This window comes from Burkholderia sp. B21-005 (genome assembly GCF_020843965.1).
GTDB lineage: Bacteria > Pseudomonadota > Gammaproteobacteria > Burkholderiales > Burkholderiaceae > Burkholderia > Burkholderia ambifaria.
Genome location: NZ_CP086303.1, coordinates 296689 through 313842 on the forward strand (window position 1 = coordinate 296689; position 17154 = coordinate 313842).

Sequence of the window (17154 nt, forward strand, 5' to 3'; positions counted from 1 at the left end):
GGTGCGGGCGGATCAGCTTTTGATCGCCGCCGAGTCCCACACGCCTAGCGATACCGCCTTGCACAGCATGCCGACGGTCAATGCGTCCCGTTTGAACGTATGGGGTTTCCTGAGGATGAACTTGCGGACCACGTGATACAGGAACCCCTCGCCTTCCATCAGGAAGTAACGCCCGAAATCGTAGTCGCCGCGTTCAACCTCGAAACGGGCGAAGAATCGCTCCATGAAGATGTCGGCGTCGTCTCCGGTTTGTCCGAGATCGTCGGTGAGCGACGTGTCCGCGGTAATCTGGCGTTTGCTCGATACCGCAGCTTCCTGGCGCACGAATGCTTCCAGCGCTTCCCAAATGTGGCGGTCGTCCATTACAGAATCCTGTCCTCCGGTTTCGCGATCTGGTTGTACTGGTAAACGGTGTTCCGGACAATATGGAAGGCGTCCTTGGCAAGCAACACCCAACCGACCCCGGGTATTGTCCGTCCCACAAACACTGCAAGTCGGTGTGTCAGAATTACCCGCAATCGCTTGATGCTCTTCAATGTGACGGTCGGTAATACCTTGCGCCTGAATTCATACCGAAATATCGACCGGGACATGACCGATGCAACGGATGTACCTTGAGTCGCGCCGAGCGGCTTGGCTCGGGTGGGGAGAATCGGTAGACCAGACAGAATCAGGATAATTGCTTCCAGGTCGTCTATGCCTGCTTGTTTGCTGGTTTCGTCTACGGCAATCAGGAAGAACAGTTCGATCGGACTCAGGTTGTGCCGGTCCTGGTAGCGATAGGTATTCACTTGGCGCCCTCGGAATGCCGGCGAAGCGAATCGCACGTGCTGTACGCCTCCGTTCGCCGTCGTTATCGATGGCCGCTCAAGTTAATGAAGTCCTCTTTGCGGGTCAATTTCGCAGGAACGCTCCCTGTGGCGTGGACGCCGGGACACGAGCCGCCCGAGAGCGACAGGATCGCTGTCGCGTGCTGCATGGTGGCGGGCGAACGGCACTGTGGTGCCAGCGAAATCGGCCATTCTCGTTGAAAGGACGGACAGCGCAAAATGTTTCCGATTGTCGCCGGTCGCGTCCCGTGCCGGCGCTCGTTTTGGAAGCGCATGTCGCACGACGGCGATGCTCTCCGCCCGCACCACTCAATCGAAATACGTGAGCCCCATCGCGCCTTTCACCTCCGCCAGCGTCGCGCCGGCCACCTCGCGCGCATGCAGCGTGCCGCGCTTCAGGATCGCCATCACCTCGGCCTTGTCCGCCTCGAATTCGCGGCGGCGCGCACGGATCGGCTCGATCAGCGCCTGCAGCCGCTCGTTCAGCACGCGCTTCACGACGCTGTCGCCGAGGCCGCCGCGGCGATAGTGCGCCTTCAGTTCGTCGACCTTCGGCACATCGGGTTCGAATGCGTCGAGGAACGTGAACACGACGTTGCCCTCGACCTGACCGGGATCGCTGACGCGCAGGTGGTTCGGGTCCGTGTACATGTCCTTGACGGCCTGCGTGATCTCGTCGGGCGTCGAGCCGAGCGTGATCGCGTTGCCGAGCGACTTGCTCATCTTCGCCTTGCCGTCGATGCCGGGCAGCCGCGTGACCGCCGACAACACGGCCTCGCATTCGACCAGCACCGGCTTGTCGACCGTCGCGTTGAAGCGGCGCACGAGTTCGTTGGTTTGCTCGATCATCGGCAACTGGTCGTCGCCGACGGGCACGTGCGTCGCCTTGAACGCGCTGATGTCGGCCGCCTGGCTGACGGGATAGGTCAGGAAGCCGGCCGGGATGTCGCGCTCGAATCCGCGCAGACGGATCTCTTCCTTGATGGTCGGGTTGCGCTCGAGGCGCGCGACCGTGACGAGGTTGAGCAGGTATTGGGACAGCTCGGCGAGCTCGGGCACCTGCGACTGGATGACGATCGTCGAGATCGCCGGGTCGATGCCGACGGCCAGGTAGTCCAGCGCGACCTCGATCACGTTCTCGGTGACGCGCTGGCGGCGGCCCATGTTGTCGGTCAACGCCTGCGTGTCGGCGAGCAGCAGGAACTGCGTCGCCTCGTGCTGCATCTGCACGCGCGCGCGCAGCGAGCCGATGTAGTGGCCGAGATGCAGCGGGCCGGTCGTGCGGTCGCCGGTGAGGATGGTCGGTCGAGTCGGGTGCGTCATGGTACGGGTTGGCTCCGGGTTATCGAAGCCACCAGCCATGACGTAGGCGCAGAAACGACAATGCCGCCATGGCTGGCGGCATCACGTTCGGGACATGCAAAAGGAAACGGGCCGCCTGGGTCAGGCGCGCCACCAGCGATGCACGTTCGGCGAGGCAGGTTTGATTTCCATGGCGCGAGTATAGCGCGGGGCGCGGTTGGCCGTGCGTCAGCGGATCACCGACTCCATCGCGAGGTAGGCGGTTTCGGCGGATGGCCACAGCAGGTACAGCAGGGCGGCCATCAACAGCAGCGCGCCTGCGCGTACCATCGGCGTACGGTCTTTCCCGCTCAGGGTCACGATGTGCTGCTTCAGTTTCTTCATGCTTGCAGGCGCGACATGCGCCACTCCAACGGTTGCTGCAACGGCGCCGGGTAGGACGGCGCCGAGATGCTACGGGGTTCAACGAGGGGCCGGGCCGGAGGCTCGGCGCGGCGAGAGGCGCGGCGGGGGATCGAAAAAGGGAACGATCAGGCGTCCTGTGGGCGCATCGCGTAGGACGAGACGACGCGCATCGTACCAGTTCGGGCGCGTGCGCACAGTCAAGAATTGTCGGATCCCAGGAAAGTGCTGGCACGGCGGGGCCGATTGCAATCGTGTGTTGGGAAATGTGAGAATTTAATAAAATCAACGACTTGAAGTGATTTTGTACCGAAATCCCTCGTGGACGATGCGTCGATTCAGGTGTATTCGGCGCGCCATCACGTCACTGCATCGCGATTATCATAACGAGATTGTTTTTGTGTGAACTTTGCATTTAAAATCAAAAGCTAAACAATTAAGATAAGCATGCAGGTGACGTGGCGATCTGAGAGCGCCGTTGCCGAATACCCCTCGACAAGTGAACGTGACCGAAATGCTGCGCGCCTTCGTTAGCGCGCTCGATCAGAACAATCGTGCGATCAGGTTTCACTGGGGCCGTCATCAAGACGCGCTCGCGCATGTCCTCGTGCCACAGAACATCGATTTGACGGAGGGCCTGTGCACCGGCATCGAAGGGCACTTAACCTGTCTGTCTTCACGTCCGGATCTTCCACTCGCTACTTTTTTGGGGCTACCGCTATCAGTTCAACTGATAACGGATAGAGGCGAGCCGTATCCGATCAACGGGATCATTACCGACGTACGCGCCGGCCAATCGGACGGCTCTCTCACATGTGTCCAGCTAACGTTGCGAGATGCGCTCAGCATCCTTGAGCAGCGCGTCAACAGCAGAACGTTCCGTTCGATGAGTGTCCCGGACATCCTGGAAACGCTGCTGCAGGAATGGCAGCAACGCAGTTCAGCGTTGGCGCAGGCGTTCGATTTCGAGCTCATCCTCGATCGCAAGCAATATCCGAAGCGCGAGCAGTCCCGCCAGGCGGATGAGTCGGATGCGGCCTTTATCCGCCGACTATGTCGGCGCGACGGCATTTTCTGGTACGCCCGGGCCGGCAAACATGATGGCGCGGCAACCGATACGCCGGTCCATACAATCGTGTTCTGTGACGATCCGACGAAATTGCCGCAGGCCCTCGCGGGCAGCGTTTCCTACCATCGAGGTGCGCAGTCGAGGGAGCGTGATTCGGTCTCGCTGTGGTCCACTGCTCGTGTGCTGACGCCTGGAAGCGTCCGACGCGCCAGTTGGGATTACAAGACCGGCAGGATGCTTCAGTCCGAGCAGGAGACGATCGTCGATCAGGGCGAGGCCGGAAACGATCTTGCGAAGTTGCTGGCCGATTCGGTCATCGACGTCCCGCATGTGGGCGATTCCGATGCCGATCAGGAGCGCTTGGCGAAGGCACGCATTCTCGCGCACGAACATCGCGCCGAATGCGTATATGCGTCCAGCGATGTCCGCGATGTGTCGCCAGGTTGCTGGTTCACGCTGCAGGGGCATCCAGAGGTCGACACACGGCCGGAGGAACAGCGCCAATTCGTCGTTACCAGCCTTCACCATCGGGCCACCAACAATTTCTCCAAGGCGCTGGACGAGCGGGCTCAGGCATTGTTCGCGGCGAGCCGCTGGAGCTTCGATGCGTTGCCGGCTCAGGACGGGGTCGGCGTCCGCTACGAGAATACGTTCATATGCGTTCGCCGCGGCGTGCCGCTGACGCCAGCCTACGATCCGCGTGTCGATCTGCCGCCCGTGCATCCATTTACCGCCAAGGTGGTCGGCCAGGACGGTGAAGAAGTCCATTGAGATGAACTCGGCCGCATCAAGGTGCAGATTCTTGGTTTGCGAGCCGATGACCATGCACATGCGCACGGTGCCGGCGCTAGCGGAACCGAGCGTGACAGCGCGTGGGTAAGATGGGTCAGTCCATGGGCGGGCCCGAACTACGGGATGGACATGTTGCCGCGCGCCGGCATGGAAGTGCTGGTCGACCATTTGCACGGCGATCCGGACAAGATGATCGTGACGGGCGTGCTGCACAGCGGTCCCAACATGCCGACCACCTTCAGCCACACGGGCTCGCTTCCGGGCAATCGATATCTGTCCGGCATCAAGACCAAGGAAGTCAAGGCGGATCGATATAACCAGTTGCGCTTCGACGATACGCCCGGCCAGATCAGCAGCCAGCTTGCCAGCGAGCACACCTATACGCAGTTGAACCTCGGCTACCTGACGGAGCCTCGCGATGGTGGTCAGGGCGCACCTCGCGGTGACGGCCTGGAGGCAAGAACCGACGCCCAGGCCGTCGTTCGTGCCGCGAAAGGCGTGTACGTGACGGCTCAACAGCAGGGGCGTGCCGAAGGCAAGATGCTCGAGCGTACGGCGTTGCAGACGTTGATCGAGCAATTGCAGGAGCTGGTTCAGAACCTTGGCGACGCGTCCGCCGCTCATGATGCAGACAATACCGACCTCGCGCGTATCGAGAAGATCGCGTCGCAGATCAAGAGTTGGGATGCAGGTAGCAACGTCAACCAGGGCGGTGGCACGGGTGGCGCACCAATGGTTGCCATCGAGGGGCCGGCCGGCGTGACCGTGGTCAGTCAGGACGCGATGGTGCTCGGTGCGCAGACGACCATCGATGCCGTGAGCTCGGGCAATACGCAGATCAGTGCGGGACGTCGGTTGCTGATACGGGTCGGGGACTGGATGAGCGCCTTCGCGGCCAAGGGCATGAAACTGGTCACGGCGGATGGCAAGCTTCGGATCGAGGCGCACAAGGAAGACGTCATCGTCAAAGCTGCCAAGCGCATCATTCTCGAGGCCGGTGAAGAGATCGTGTTCCGCTCGCCGAAAGTCAGTACGCAGGCGAGCGACGAAGCGTCGATCAATGGCGGATCCAGCTACAGCCAGTGGAACGGAAGCGGCGTGGTACATGGAACGAGCGGCGTTTGGCGCGAGCACGCGGCGTCGCATAGCCTCGTCGGGCCGGACAACAAGCCGGTGAAGGCGCCCGATCCCGTTTCGTTCAAGGAACTGGAGCAAAAGGAAAGTCTTGCCGTGGTCCTTCGTTCGCATCCCGATGGCGGTCGGCCGCTTGCCTATGAGCCGTATACCCTTTACAAAGGAACAGCCAAGATTGCGGACGGTGTAACGGACGAGCACGGTCAGTTGATCATTGCCAATCACCAGAAGGGCACGTCTTCGTATAGGGTCAAGCTTCACAACGGCCACGAAATCGATGTGCCGGTGATGGAGGGGGCGTTGACCGACGATGATCAATTGGCTGCCGAGGGATGGCGGGCCGTTGATGATGATCCTGAATCGCGCCAGCGCCACGCACAGGGCTGACGCCTGATTCTCCGCGGTTTTCGACGAGAAATTTGATGTCCGATACCAATACCCAAAACAAATCGAAGGCGCCGGTCGACGTTTCTACACGTCAATCGGTCGCCAGTGCGCAGTGGTTTCTGGAGAAGAATGAGACCTACTATGCACCGCCGTATGAGAAGAACAATCTCGACGTGTTCATTTGCGGCGAGGATGCGTTCAAACAGATCGCAGCCGATTTGAAGGCGGCCAAGCACAGCGTGGAAATCATCTGTTGGGGTTTCGATCCGGGCATGGAACTGATCCGGAATGGATCGGTGTGGCCGCGAGGAGATACCTGGGGCGGGTTGCTGCGCGATGTGGCCGCGGGAAAATTCAACAATGGCAAACCGGTTCAGGTTCGCTTGCTGTCGTGGTACGGGTTTATCGGAAGTCTTGGTTCGAACAACATGCCGGGACACAGCAGTGGTCGTTTGAACTACGAAGAAAAGATGGCCATGATGGTCGGTGCGGGCGGCGGCATCTATTTACAGACCGGCAAGCCACCTCAACCGCAGACACCGCAGGAGCGGCGCGAGGATTTCAATGCGCGCTGGTACGACGACGCGTTTGCGGGTCGGCTGGCCAATCTGTCGATTCGGACGCGGGATGGCAGCAGCAAGGCGGTTCATGACAGTCTCGCAGGCGAGCCTGGGAAGCGCGACTTCACCGAAGTGCTGGGGCTGGAGAAAGTGGCCACCGACCATCAGAAGACCATCCTGATCGACTACGAATACGAAGGTGGTGCGCACGCAGTCGGTTATGTGATGGGGCTGAACAGCGTGACGGACTACTGGGATACGCAGCAGCACCTCTTCAACGATCCACGCCGAGGAGAGTCATGGGAGGGTGCCAATGACGTGCAGCCTGGCCTGAAGCCATATCAGGATTACGCGAGCCGTATTCGAGGCGAAGCGCTGGTGGCGGTCAGCAAGAACTTCATCGATGCGTGGAACCGCGCCAAGGGCAAAGGTGCGAACGTATCGCGAACGCACGATTTCAAAAAGGTACCGCCGGGATTGACGCAAAATCTCGGCACACCGTGCCAGCGGGCGCAGGTCGTGCGCACTCAGCCCGAAGAAAAGGACAAATCCATCAAGGCCTTGTATGAGCAGGCCACGTCCTTTGCACGCAGCTATATCTACGTCGAGAACCAGTATTTCCAATATACCGAGTGGCCGAAGAAGCTGAAGGAATTGCGAACACAGTTTCTGTCGTGCAGTCAGGCAGCTGGCAAGAGTCCGAACGACATACCTAACTTGCACGTGATGGTTGTCATTCCCACGCCTGAGCGAACACAAATGGTGCCGCGTACGCACGACACGGTGAAGGTTCTGGGTCATGGCACGTCGATGCCCAATCAAGACAAGGCAGTAGAAGACGAACTCGCGCGCAACCGCCAGCAACAGGTGACCTGGGATGCCTATGTCAAGCGGCAGAAGGCGAGCGGTGCGAGCCTCGACTACGATCTTTATCCGGCACCGCTCTCACCGGCGGCGCAAAGTGCCAAGGATCTCGGCGACAAGGCGTCACTTGCGCAATCGCTGGACCAAATGGGTATCCGCGCGCTGGTAGGGAGCCTTTGGACCTTTGATCGCGACTGGCGCAATTCCAAGTTGAGCACCGAGACGGTGAAGCAGCAGGCTCGTTGGGACGAATATGTCAAAAAGCAGCAAGCAAAGGGCGAGTTGCCAGACCCGGATCTGGCGCCGATGCTGCCGTTGCCGACGCAAGCGATTGCAGCGCGGTACCGCGAGATTTACATCCACAGCAAACTGCTGCTGATCGACGATAGTTTCTTCACGCTGGGCAGTGCCAACCTGAATTTGCGAAGTATGGCGGTGGACGCGGAGATCAACGTAGGCAGCGATGATCGTGCCAAGAGCACCGATTTGCGGAAGCGAGTCTGGAAGCTGCATACCGGAGGCAAGCATGACGGTAGCGACGGCAGTCCTATCGCCATCAAGGAAACGTTCCTGAAGTGGCAAAAGCTCATGGATACCAACGCAATTCAGAGGAAGCGTGGTCTCGAACCGGTGGGCTTTCTAATGCCATTTCACGACGAACGCACATCAAGCGTTCGGCTGGCCTAGTGCGCTTTCAGATCATGCGAGTTCCGATGACTTCGACAATATCCAAACGTATGCGCCTGGCAGGTGTGTTTTCTCTCTTTCTGTTCTTTGCTTGTACCGCTTGCTCAATGAACGATTCCCTTCCGCGAAACATGTCGCTCGACGCTTTCAATCCGCATCGCGAGATGTTTGTTTGCGTGCATGAAGCATCCGTGGTTCCGGCAGTTGATCCAGAGGCGGACCGCTGGAATCAGCAGGCGCTGACGATGACAAGCGCATCGTTATGGCCGAACCAGCGTGACTACGCCGGTGCTGTTGCGCTGTGGAGCAAGGCCGCCGAACGCAAGCACTGGAAGGCAATGCTGAACCTCGCGAATGCCTATGCCCAGGGGTCGGGCGTGGATCGCAATACCGAGCGCGCCGTGCAAATCACCGAGCAAGCCATGAAGTTGGGCATCCCGGCTGCGTACGATTTGATGGGGACGTACTACATGAACGGGACTGGGGTAAAGCAGGATGCCAGTCGTGCGTACGCATTCTGGCAACTCGCGGCTGACAAGGGAAGCCCGAGCGCCATGGCTTATTTGGGCAGCAAGCTCGATGCGGTCTATGATGATCCGAAAGCCGGTTTTTGGGGCAACCGCAAGATTGCACTCAAAATGCTCGAGTGTGGATTTGCCCAAGGTAATGGCGATGCCGCATATGCACTCGGAACGACACTTGTTGGTTCCGACAAGTCGCTTGGCGAAGACAACGAGCGAGCCCTCAAAATCTTGCATGAAGGTGTGAAGTACGGCAGCGCCAAAAGTGCGGGTTATTTGTTCGGCGCGTTCGATGACGGCGATCCAGTAGCAGGCAATGCAAAGGATCGGGCGCGTGCCGAGCGTTACAGCGTTCTCGCCGACCGCCTCGAGCGCGATCCGGACCTTCGTCTGCCCAACCTGGACAAGGTGTTGCCGTTGCCACCGTCCAGATTGCCCAAGTGGGACGGCAACAAGGAAACGCTGATCAATGCGGCGAAGGCCGTGATGTCGGTGCCCGCGTCGCCTTCGAAACCCGCCATGCATCCGGTCTCGCTGCGTACCGGTCGTGCGCATGTGCCCGATGGCTACATGTTGCCGGAGAAGCCGCCCATCACCGTGCCTCCGCAGGCGGAAACCACCGCTGCTCCGGTCGGTGGCTACTGGCTTGCGCAGCTCAAGTATCCGACTGCCGAACGTCATTTCGCCTGGAATCTGGCGCAGGCGCCGATGCACTACAGCAAGGACGAACTATTCGATCGGAGCCGCCCCGGTCTTGTTCTGGAGGACGGCCGTATCTTCTTTCATTACATCGGCGACGCGATTCCGATGGCAGTACAACAAGCGGGATCGGAACCCCGCGTGACGCAGGGCATCGCGCGCGCCGCGGAATATCCCGATCCCGTGGTCCAGTGTCGGGGCACGCGCGCGTGCCCGGTGACGGGCATCTGGCAGGCCAGTGTGACAGAGAACCATCCTCGGGCCGCGACGTTCAATCAGTGGTACCGCCAGGCCTATGTCGCACAGGGTGATGCGTTCCCTGATCCGCGGGACATGCATCTGGATATATCGCCGACGGATGTCACCTGGACGTGGTGGAACGAAGCCAATCGCCTCGGATTCGCGAAACTGCCGGAAGTCAGTGTCGGCAACGCGTCCGGCAACGCCTGACGGAGAGAAGGATGCGCAAGTCGACAATGGCCATGATCGTAGTGGCGGGGGGCTTGATACTGGTTGCCTGGGCTGTCATCGCGTCCCTGGGGGCGGTGTCTCAGGTCAGCGGAGGCAGCTATGGTTCGCATGATGTCAGCGATTTTGCGATCGAGAATTTTCTGTTCCTCGGTTCGCTGATTGCATTGGGCGGCCTGGTCGCCTGGTACGCCAGCCGCGACTCCGCGGCGTCCGACGACGATGACGAGCAGGCGGAGGACAAGGGCGAAGGCGAATCGTCTGCTTCCGCGCATCGAGATGCAGACTCATGAGCAGTTCTGAAATCATCTACAAGCACGACCTGTGGCGCAAGGGTGCGGGCGGTATGCCGGCAGGACTGTCTGGTCAGACGGACAGTTCGGCCTATGCCGGCCTGGATCTCGGTCTTGCGCAATTCGCCGGCAGTCACTTCAGCGGCAGCAGTTTCACCGGCACTTCATTCCAGCAGGCCGGCTGGACCGGTTGTCGGTTCTCTGCCTGCACGTTTGCCAGTTGCGATTTTTCGGGGATTGCAATTTCCGGATGCACGTTTGTCAATTGCAGCTTCGACGAAGCTGCCTTTCAGGGCAGCACTTTCAATGGCGTGAAATTCCTCGGATGCAAGTGGAACGGCGTCCGGTTCGACGACAACACCTGGCATTCGGTGCAAGTGCTGGACTGTACGGGAAGCACGGTCGAAGCCCATGGACTCAAGGGGCTGGATGTGGATTTCACGGGCAGCTATTTCGAGCATCTGGCATTCGAGGATACGGAAATCAACGGCGGGCATTGAGTCGAGAGCCTGTCCGGTACCGGTGCGTCGCGGCACCCGTCAACGTGTGCGCGCCATCCAAAGCGTCGTGTGCTCATCCAGTGTTTGACGCGGACCCTGAGCCAGCAGGGATTGGGCGCGACGCACATCCGGCATGAACATGTCGTGCAACGCGACACACCGTGTGTCCACGGAATCGGACGATGCGGCCATTCCCGTGTCGCTTATCGGTCAACGCCTGCGTGTCGGCCGTGCGCGTCAGCGGATCACCGACTCCATCGCGAGGTAGGCGGTTTCGGTGGATGGCCACAGCAGGTACAGCAGGCCGGCCATCAACAGCAGCGCGCCTGCGCGTACCATCGGCGTACGGTCTTTCCCGCTCAGGGTCACGATGTGCTGCTTCAGTTTCTTCATGCTTGCAGGCGCGACGTGCGCCACTCCAACGGTTGCTGCAACGGCGCCGGATGGGGCGACGCCGAGATGCTACGGGGTTCAACGAGGGGCCGGGCCGGCGGCCCGGCGCGGCAAGAGGCTCGCGCGGGGGATCGAAAAAGGGAACGATCAGGCGTCTCTGTGCGCATCGCATAGGCGACGCGCATCGCCGACGGCCTGCGGCGTTGCGTCGCCAGCTTGTATCGAGCCGCAGGTTCAGGGCTGGCCAATGCCAGCGGTCGTTGCCGTGCGGTCCAACCTTGCTTTTCGGTTTGCCTTACCTTAAAGTAAGGAATATCGGAGGTATCACCATGACAGCAGCAACTATCACTTCCAAGGGCCAGGTCACGATCCCTGTGGACGTGCGCAATCAGCTTGGCCTTGCGTCGGGAGACCGGATTGAATTCAGTTTCAACGAGACGACCGGCCGGTATGAGATCTACCCGGCCACGCGTTCGCTCGCGTCGCTCAAGGGCATCGTGAAGAAGCCCGCCAAACCGGTGTCGATCGAAGACATGAATCGGGCCATCGCCGAGCAGGGAGCATCCGCACGATGATCGGACTGGATACGAACGTGCTGGTCCGCTACTTTGCCCAGGACGACGTCGTTCAGTCGAAGAAGGCGACGGTATTGATGGAGTCCCTGTCGGCCGAATCGCCGGGGTACGTTTCGCAGGTCGCAATGGTCGAGGTCGTGTGGGTACTCGGGCGCTGCTACGGCGTTGAGCGAGAGCAGATGAAGGACATCATCGACTCGATGATCGGCACCAAGGAATTGATGGTTGAAGGTGCTGATACGGTGCGAAAGGCACTTCGCGTTTTCGCTGCATCCGCAAAGGCGGATTTCGCGGACTGCCTGATCGAGCGTTCAGGGCATGTAGCCGGCAGCGAGTACACGGCTACTTTCGATGTGACAGCGTCGAAGGTCGCAGGGATGCAGTTGATCAAGTAATCATTCAGTTGCACAAGATCATAAAGGCGCGCGGCCGCTTCGGACACACGCGCCCCGGAGGCTGTTCGCTCGCAATTTCAACCCCGCCTCACCACCCCCAGCTTTTTTCTCGTCAACAACGACAAAAATGATCGTTTCGCCCTAGCCTGCCTGTCAGCAGAATGTCTCCATTCCCCCTCGCGCGACGACACGAGCATCGCCGCGAGCCGCACTTCAAGGAGACAGCCGTGGCAGTGGAAACAACCTCAATCGATACGCTGGTCGTCGGTGCCGGCCAGGCCGGCGTGGCCATGAGTGAGCATCTTGGCAAGCTCGGCGTGCCGCATCTCGTGCTGGAGCGCGACCGCATTGCCGAGCGCTGGCGCACCGGGCGCTGGGATTCGCTGGTCGCGAACGGCCCCGTGTGGCACGACCGCTTTCCGGGGCTCGAATTCGACGGCCTCCATCCCGATGCGTTCGCAACGAAAGACCAGGTCGCCGACTACTTCGAAGCCTACGCACGCAAGTTCGGCGCGCCGATCCGCACCGGCGTCGAAGTGAAACAGGTCGTGCGCAACGCAGGCAAGCCGGGCTTCATCGTCGAAACCTCGGACGGCACGATCGAGGCGAACCGCGTGGTCGTCGCGACGGGGCCGTTCCAGCGTCCGGTCATCCCGCCGATCGCGCCGGACGACGCCGGCTTCGTGCAGCTCCATTCCGCCGACTATCGCAACCCGGCGCAATTGTCGGACGGCGCGGTGCTGGTGGTCGGCGCGGGTTCGTCGGGCGTGCAGATCGCCGACGAACTGCAGCGCGCGGGCCGGCAGGTTTACCTGTCGGTCGGCCCGCACGATCGCCCGCCGCGCGCCTATCGCGGCCGCGACTTCTGCTGGTGGCTCGGCGTGCTCGGCGAATGGGACAAGGAAATCGCGACGCCGGGCCGCGAACACGTGACGATCGCTGTGAGCGGCGCGCGCGGCGGCCATACGGTCGATTTCCGCGCACTCGCGCACCAAGGCGTGACGCTCGTGGGGCTGACGAAGTCGTTCGACGGCGGCGTCGCGACGTTCGAAAGCGATCTCGCGAGCAATCTCGCTCGCGGCGACGAGAACTACCTGTCGCTGCTCGACGCGGCCGACGCCTATGCGGCGCGCAACGGCCTCGACCTGCCCGCGGAACCCGAAGCGCGCCGCATCCTGCCGAATCCGGACTGCGTCACGCAGCCGATCCTCGCGCTCGACCTGGCCGGCGCCGGTGTCACATCGATCGTCTGGGCGACGGGCTACGCGCTCGACTACAGCTGGCTGAACGTCGACGCGTTTGCCGCGAACGGCAAGCCGCAGCATCAGCGCGGCGTGTCGAAAGAGCCGGGCATCTATTTCCTCGGCCTGCCGTGGCTGTCGCGACGCGGCTCCAGCTTCATCTGGGGCGTGTGGCACGACGCGAAACACATCGCCGACCACATCGTCACGCAGCGCAAGTACCTCGACTATCACGACGCGTCGCAACGCCGCGCGCAAACGCGCACCGGGCACGGCGACACGGCACGCACGGCGCAGGCCGACGCGCGAGCGCTGATCGACGCGATCGGCTGATACGGATTCGGCATTCGCGTCGCGACCCGCACCCACGAGCACCCACGAGCACCCACCAGTACCCGCCGCACCGCGACCGCGACCGCGTCCGCGTCCGCGTCCGGCGCGACGGGTGCACACACCGACCTTCGAAGGACCTCGATGAGCCAGCCTACCCATACCCGTATCCGCATGTTCAACACGAAGGATACCTACCCGAACCAGACACTCGACAACGACCTGTGCCAGGCCGTGCGCGCCGGCAACACCGTCTACGTGCGCGGCCAGGTCGGCACCGATTTCGACGGCAAGCTGGTCGGCCTCGGCGATCCGCGCGCCCAGGCCGAGCAGGCGATGAAGAACGTGAAGCAGCTGCTCGAGGAAGCCGGCAGCGATATCACGCACATCGTGAAGACGACGACCTACCTTATCGACCCGCGCTATCGCGAGCCGGTGTACCAGGAAGTCGGCAAGTGGCTGAAGGGTGTCTATCCGATCTCGACGGGGCTCGTCGTCTCGGCGCTCGGCCAGCCGCAGTGGCTGATGGAGATCGATGTGATCGCGGTGATCCCGGACAACTGGCAGCCGAACCACGCCTAGGAGGCGACATGACTTTCTCCATCGTCGGGCGCTGCCCGGAAACGGGTCAGCTCGGGATCGCGATCAGCTCGTCGAGCATCGCGGTGGGCGCGCGCTGCCCGTGGGTGCGGGCGGGCGTCGGCGCGGTCGCGACGCAGAACATCACGCTGCCGGCGCTTGGCCAGCAGATCCTCGACCTGATCGAGCACCAGCAGCTCGCGCCGGCCGCCGCGCTCGACCGCGCGCTCAGCGCGAACGGCTGGAGCCAGTACCGGCAGGTCACGGTGATCGATGGGCAGGGACAGACGGCGTGCTTCACCGGCAAGGAGGCGCTCGGCACGCACCATGCGGTGCAGGGCGAGCAATGCGTGGCAGCCGGCAATCTGTTGGCCGCGCCGGCCGTGATCGATGCGATGGCGCGCGCGTTCGAGCAGGCGCCCGGGCTGCTGGCCGATCGCCTGCTGGCCGCGATGCACGCGGCGATGGCGGCGGGCGGCGAGGCGGGGCCGGTGCATTCGGCCGCGCTGAAGGTGGCCGGCGACGTGACCTGGCCGATCGTCGACCTGCGCGTCGACTGGGCCGATGCCGATCCGATCGGGCAGCTGGACGCGCTGTGGCAGGCCTATCGCCCGCAGATGCAGGATTACCAGACGCGCGCGCTGAACCCGACCGCCGCGCCGAGCTACGGAGTGCCGGGCGATGAGTGACACGTCGAGCCGCGCATTGCTCGCGCGGCTGATCGGCTTCGCGACGGTCAGCCGTGATTCGAACCTCGCGATGATCGACTTCATCCGCGACTATCTCGACGGCTTCGGCGTGTCGAGCGAGCTGTTCTACAACGCGGAGCGCACGAAGGCGAGCCTGTACGCGACGATCGGGCCGCGCGATCGCGGCGGCATCGCGCTGTCGGGCCATACCGACGTGGTGCCGGTCGACGGACAGGCGTGGACGGTCGAGCCGTTCCGGCTGACCGAGCGCGACGGCCGGCTGTACGGGCGCGGCACGGCCGACATGAAAGGCTTCATCGCGTCGGTGCTCGCGGCCGTGCCGGCATTCGTCTCACGGCCGTTGAGCCTGCCCGTGCACCTCGCGTTCTCGTACGACGAGGAAGTCGGCTGTCTCGGCGTGCGGCCGATGCTCGACGCACTGGCGACGCGCGAGCACCGGCCGCGCCTGTGCCTGATCGGCGAGCCGACCGAACTGAAGCCGGTGCTCGGTCACAAGGGCAAGCTCGCGATGCGCTGCCACGTGAAGGGCGCCGCGTGCCACTCGGCGTACGCGCCGCTCGGCGTCAACGCGATCGACTACGCGGCGAAGCTGATCGGCCGCCTCGGCGAGATCGGCGCGTCGCTCGCGCGGCCGGAGCATCACGACAGCCGCTTCGATCCGCCGTTCTCGACCGTGCAGACCGGATTGATCAAGGGCGGCCGCGCGCTGAACATCGTGCCGGCTGAATGCGAGTTCGATTTCGAGGTGCGGGCGCTGCCCGCGTTCGATGCGCACGACGTGCCGAGGAAGCTGCAGGATTATGCGGAATCCGAACTGTTGCCGACGATGCGCGCGGTGCAGCCCGATACCGACATCCGTCTGCAGCCGCTCGGCGCGTATCCGGGGCTCGCCACTTCGCCGGACAGCGAAGCCGCGCGCCTGCTCGCGATGCTGAGCGGTTCCGACGCGTTCGGCACCGTCGCATTCGGCACCGAGGGCGGGCTGTTCGGGCAGGCCGGCATTCCAACGGTGGTGTGCGGGCCGGGCAGCATGGACCAGGGGCACAAGCCCGACGAGTTCGTCACGCTCGAACAGCTGCACGGCTGCGACGCGATGCTCGGCCGTCTCGCGACGTATCTCGCTTCGGCCGGTTAATCCGGCTGATCCTGCCGTCCAACCGCATGCCGCACGCGGCCGTTCGGTGGCGCGTGCGGTTCGTTCATTGCTATCGCGCCGATTCCGCGACGATCTGCGCCAGCCGTTCGCGGCAGAACTCGACGAACGACTGCGCCTGCTTCGTGAGCTGTCCGCGCTTCAGCCGCGCGCTCACGAGCCCCGACGGGCTCACCGTTTCGCTCAGGCCGATCGTCACGACGCGCCGGCCGTCGTACGTGTATTCGGAATGCGGCCGCGTGACGAGCAGCGAGAAGCCGAACCCCTGGCCGACCATCCCGCGCACCATCTCGATCGACGGCGAAGCGAACACGATGTTCGGCGTGAGCCCGAGCGCGTGAAACAGGCTGACGAAATACGTGCGGCTCGGCAGCACGTCGAGCAGGATCATCGGCTCGACGCTGAGCTCGTGCAGCGATACGTGCGACTGGCCCGCGAACCGGTGGTTCTCCGGCAGCAGCACATACGGCTGCTGCGCCGGCATCAGCGGCTCGGTCTCGATCGTGCCGTCGAGGTCGTGGTCGTAGAGGAACGCCAGATCGAAGGTGCCGGCCGTCAGGCCTTGCACGAGCTCCTGCTGGTCGCCGTCGCGCAGCCGGATGTTGACGCCCGGATAGCGTTCGCGAAAACCCGCGATCAACTGCGGCAGATAGAGCGGCGCGACGGTCTCGAAGCAGCCGATGTCGATCTGCCCGGTGATCACGTCGTTGTCGGCGAGCGCGTTCTGCTCGAACTCGTGCGCGATGCGCAGCAGCTCCTGCGCCTTGCGGTAGAAACGCGTGCCGCTCGGCGTCAGCGACACGCCCTGCGCGTGGTGACGGATGAACAGCTTCACGCCGAAGCTTTCCTCGAGCCCCTTGATCGCGCTGGAGATCGACGGCTGCGCGATGAAGAGCTGGCGCGACGCCTCGGCGACGCTGCCGGATTCCACCGTCGTCACGAAATATTTCAGTTGCCGCAAAGTGTAGTGAGCCACGAGCACCTCTGATGCCGGCCCCGCGCGCGTGCCGCCGCGGGGCGCGTTCTGTCCGCCATTTTGCGTAGCACCTTACCCGAAGAAGCCCGGCGCCGGAATTTCCGCTGCAGAGCTTTTTCGTATGTCCCGAAAATATTTTTAGTATTTTCCGGTCGCCGCATGCGTGGCGCACCATCGTCTGCAATCCGGATCGCGACAAAAGCGCGCATGCGCCGGCGGGGCACGGCCTCCGCCTCCGCCCGCATGCGGCAATCCGTTGCCCGCGTATCCGGACCCGATTGCAGGCGCGCGCAT

The 17154-nt window shown here is 62.5% G+C and carries 18 protein-coding genes; 12 read left to right on the forward strand and 6 right to left on the reverse strand.

What is annotated here, in order from left to right; all coding sequences use genetic code 11:
* Window positions 1-12: 12 nt before the first annotated feature.
* The 4 genes from LMA02_RS31860 to LMA02_RS31875 form a co-directional block, all read right to left on the reverse strand.
* Window positions 13-363, reverse strand: a complete 351-nt coding sequence (locus LMA02_RS31860) for a DUF1493 family protein (RefSeq protein WP_138850560.1) — start codon at window positions 361-363, stop codon at window positions 13-15.
* The gene (locus LMA02_RS31865) at window positions 363-791 is read right to left on the reverse strand and encodes an STM2901 family protein (protein ID WP_228910661.1); all 429 of its coding nucleotides are present in this window, start codon (window positions 789-791) and stop codon (window positions 363-365) included. The genes LMA02_RS31860 and LMA02_RS31865 overlap by 1 nt, the downstream gene beginning before the upstream one ends.
* Before the next feature lie 348 nt (window positions 792-1139).
* Window positions 1140-2153, reverse strand: coding sequence for a tryptophan--tRNA ligase (gene trpS, locus LMA02_RS31870; RefSeq protein ID WP_228910662.1), 1014 nt, complete (start codon window positions 2151-2153; stop codon window positions 1140-1142).
* Between the two features lie 207 nt (window positions 2154-2360).
* Complete coding sequence (locus tag LMA02_RS31875) at window positions 2361-2516, reverse strand: hypothetical protein (RefSeq protein WP_228910663.1); 156 nt, start codon at window positions 2514-2516, stop codon at window positions 2361-2363.
* A 532-nt stretch (window positions 2517-3048) separates the two neighbouring features.
* Between LMA02_RS31875 and LMA02_RS35455 the strand changes: the two genes are divergently transcribed.
* From LMA02_RS35455 to LMA02_RS31900, 6 genes are all read left to right on the forward strand, one after another.
* Window positions 3049-4374 (forward strand): type VI secretion system Vgr family protein, encoded by a 1326-nt coding sequence (locus LMA02_RS35455; protein WP_324251334.1) that lies wholly within the window; start codon window positions 3049-3051, stop codon window positions 4372-4374.
* 144 nt (window positions 4375-4518) lie between these two features.
* A complete protein-coding gene (locus tag LMA02_RS35460) occupies window positions 4519-5916 on the forward strand; it encodes a type VI secretion system Vgr family protein (RefSeq protein ID WP_416378700.1) in 1398 nt (465 codons plus the stop codon).
* 35 nt (window positions 5917-5951) lie between these two features.
* A complete protein-coding gene (locus tag LMA02_RS31885; protein WP_228910664.1) occupies window positions 5952-8027 on the forward strand; it encodes a phospholipase D-like domain-containing protein in 2076 nt (691 codons plus the stop codon).
* 107 nt (window positions 8028-8134) lie between these two features.
* On the forward strand, window positions 8135-9697 hold the full coding sequence (locus LMA02_RS31890) for a tetratricopeptide repeat protein (RefSeq protein ID WP_228910665.1): 1563 nt from the start codon (window positions 8135-8137) through the stop codon (window positions 9695-9697).
* An 11-nt stretch (window positions 9698-9708) separates the two neighbouring features.
* Entirely contained in the window at window positions 9709-10008 is a 300-nt protein-coding gene (locus tag LMA02_RS31895; protein WP_228910666.1) for a hypothetical protein, read from the forward strand.
* Window positions 10005-10508, forward strand: a complete 504-nt coding sequence (locus tag LMA02_RS31900; protein WP_228910667.1) for a pentapeptide repeat-containing protein — start codon at window positions 10005-10007, stop codon at window positions 10506-10508. The genes LMA02_RS31895 and LMA02_RS31900 overlap by 4 nt, the downstream gene beginning before the upstream one ends.
* Window positions 10509-10745: 237 nt before the next feature.
* Here LMA02_RS31900 and LMA02_RS31905 read toward each other — a convergent pair whose 3' ends face one another.
* Window positions 10746-10901: a hypothetical protein gene (locus LMA02_RS31905; RefSeq protein WP_228910668.1), complete on the reverse strand. Its 156-nt coding sequence runs from the start codon at window positions 10899-10901 to the stop codon at window positions 10746-10748.
* A gap of 329 nt (window positions 10902-11230) precedes the next feature.
* Between LMA02_RS31905 and LMA02_RS31910 the strand changes: the two genes are divergently transcribed.
* The 6 genes from LMA02_RS31910 to argE all read left to right on the forward strand — a co-directional run bounded on the left by LMA02_RS31910 (window position 11231) and on the right by argE (window position 15866).
* A complete protein-coding gene (locus LMA02_RS31910; protein ID WP_006753129.1) occupies window positions 11231-11476 on the forward strand; it encodes an AbrB/MazE/SpoVT family DNA-binding domain-containing protein in 246 nt (81 codons plus the stop codon).
* Window positions 11473-11871 (forward strand): PIN domain-containing protein, encoded by a 399-nt coding sequence (locus LMA02_RS31915; RefSeq protein WP_228910669.1) that lies wholly within the window; start codon window positions 11473-11475, stop codon window positions 11869-11871. The genes LMA02_RS31910 and LMA02_RS31915 overlap by 4 nt, the downstream gene beginning before the upstream one ends.
* Before the next feature lie 227 nt (window positions 11872-12098).
* Window positions 12099-13445 carry a flavin-containing monooxygenase gene (locus LMA02_RS31920; RefSeq protein ID WP_228910670.1) on the forward strand — a complete coding sequence of 449 codons (1347 nt, stop codon included), beginning with the start codon at window positions 12099-12101 and terminating at the stop codon, window positions 13443-13445.
* Window positions 13446-13586: 141 nt separating this feature from the next.
* Window positions 13587-14024 carry a RidA family protein gene (locus LMA02_RS31925; RefSeq protein ID WP_228910671.1) on the forward strand — a complete coding sequence of 146 codons (438 nt, stop codon included), beginning with the start codon at window positions 13587-13589 and terminating at the stop codon, window positions 14022-14024.
* Window positions 14025-14032: 8 nt separating this feature from the next.
* Complete coding sequence (locus tag LMA02_RS31930; protein WP_228910672.1) at window positions 14033-14710, forward strand: DUF1028 domain-containing protein; 678 nt, start codon at window positions 14033-14035, stop codon at window positions 14708-14710.
* Window positions 14703-15866, forward strand: a complete 1164-nt coding sequence (gene argE, locus LMA02_RS31935) for an acetylornithine deacetylase (protein WP_228910673.1) — start codon at window positions 14703-14705, stop codon at window positions 15864-15866. The genes LMA02_RS31930 and argE overlap by 8 nt, the downstream gene beginning before the upstream one ends.
* 70 nt (window positions 15867-15936) lie before the next feature.
* On the opposite strand, the gene LMA02_RS31940 is transcribed toward argE, so the two are convergent.
* Window positions 15937-16860: a LysR family transcriptional regulator gene (locus tag LMA02_RS31940; RefSeq protein ID WP_228910674.1), complete on the reverse strand. Its 924-nt coding sequence runs from the start codon at window positions 16858-16860 to the stop codon at window positions 15937-15939.
* Window positions 16861-17154 lie beyond the last annotated feature (294 nt).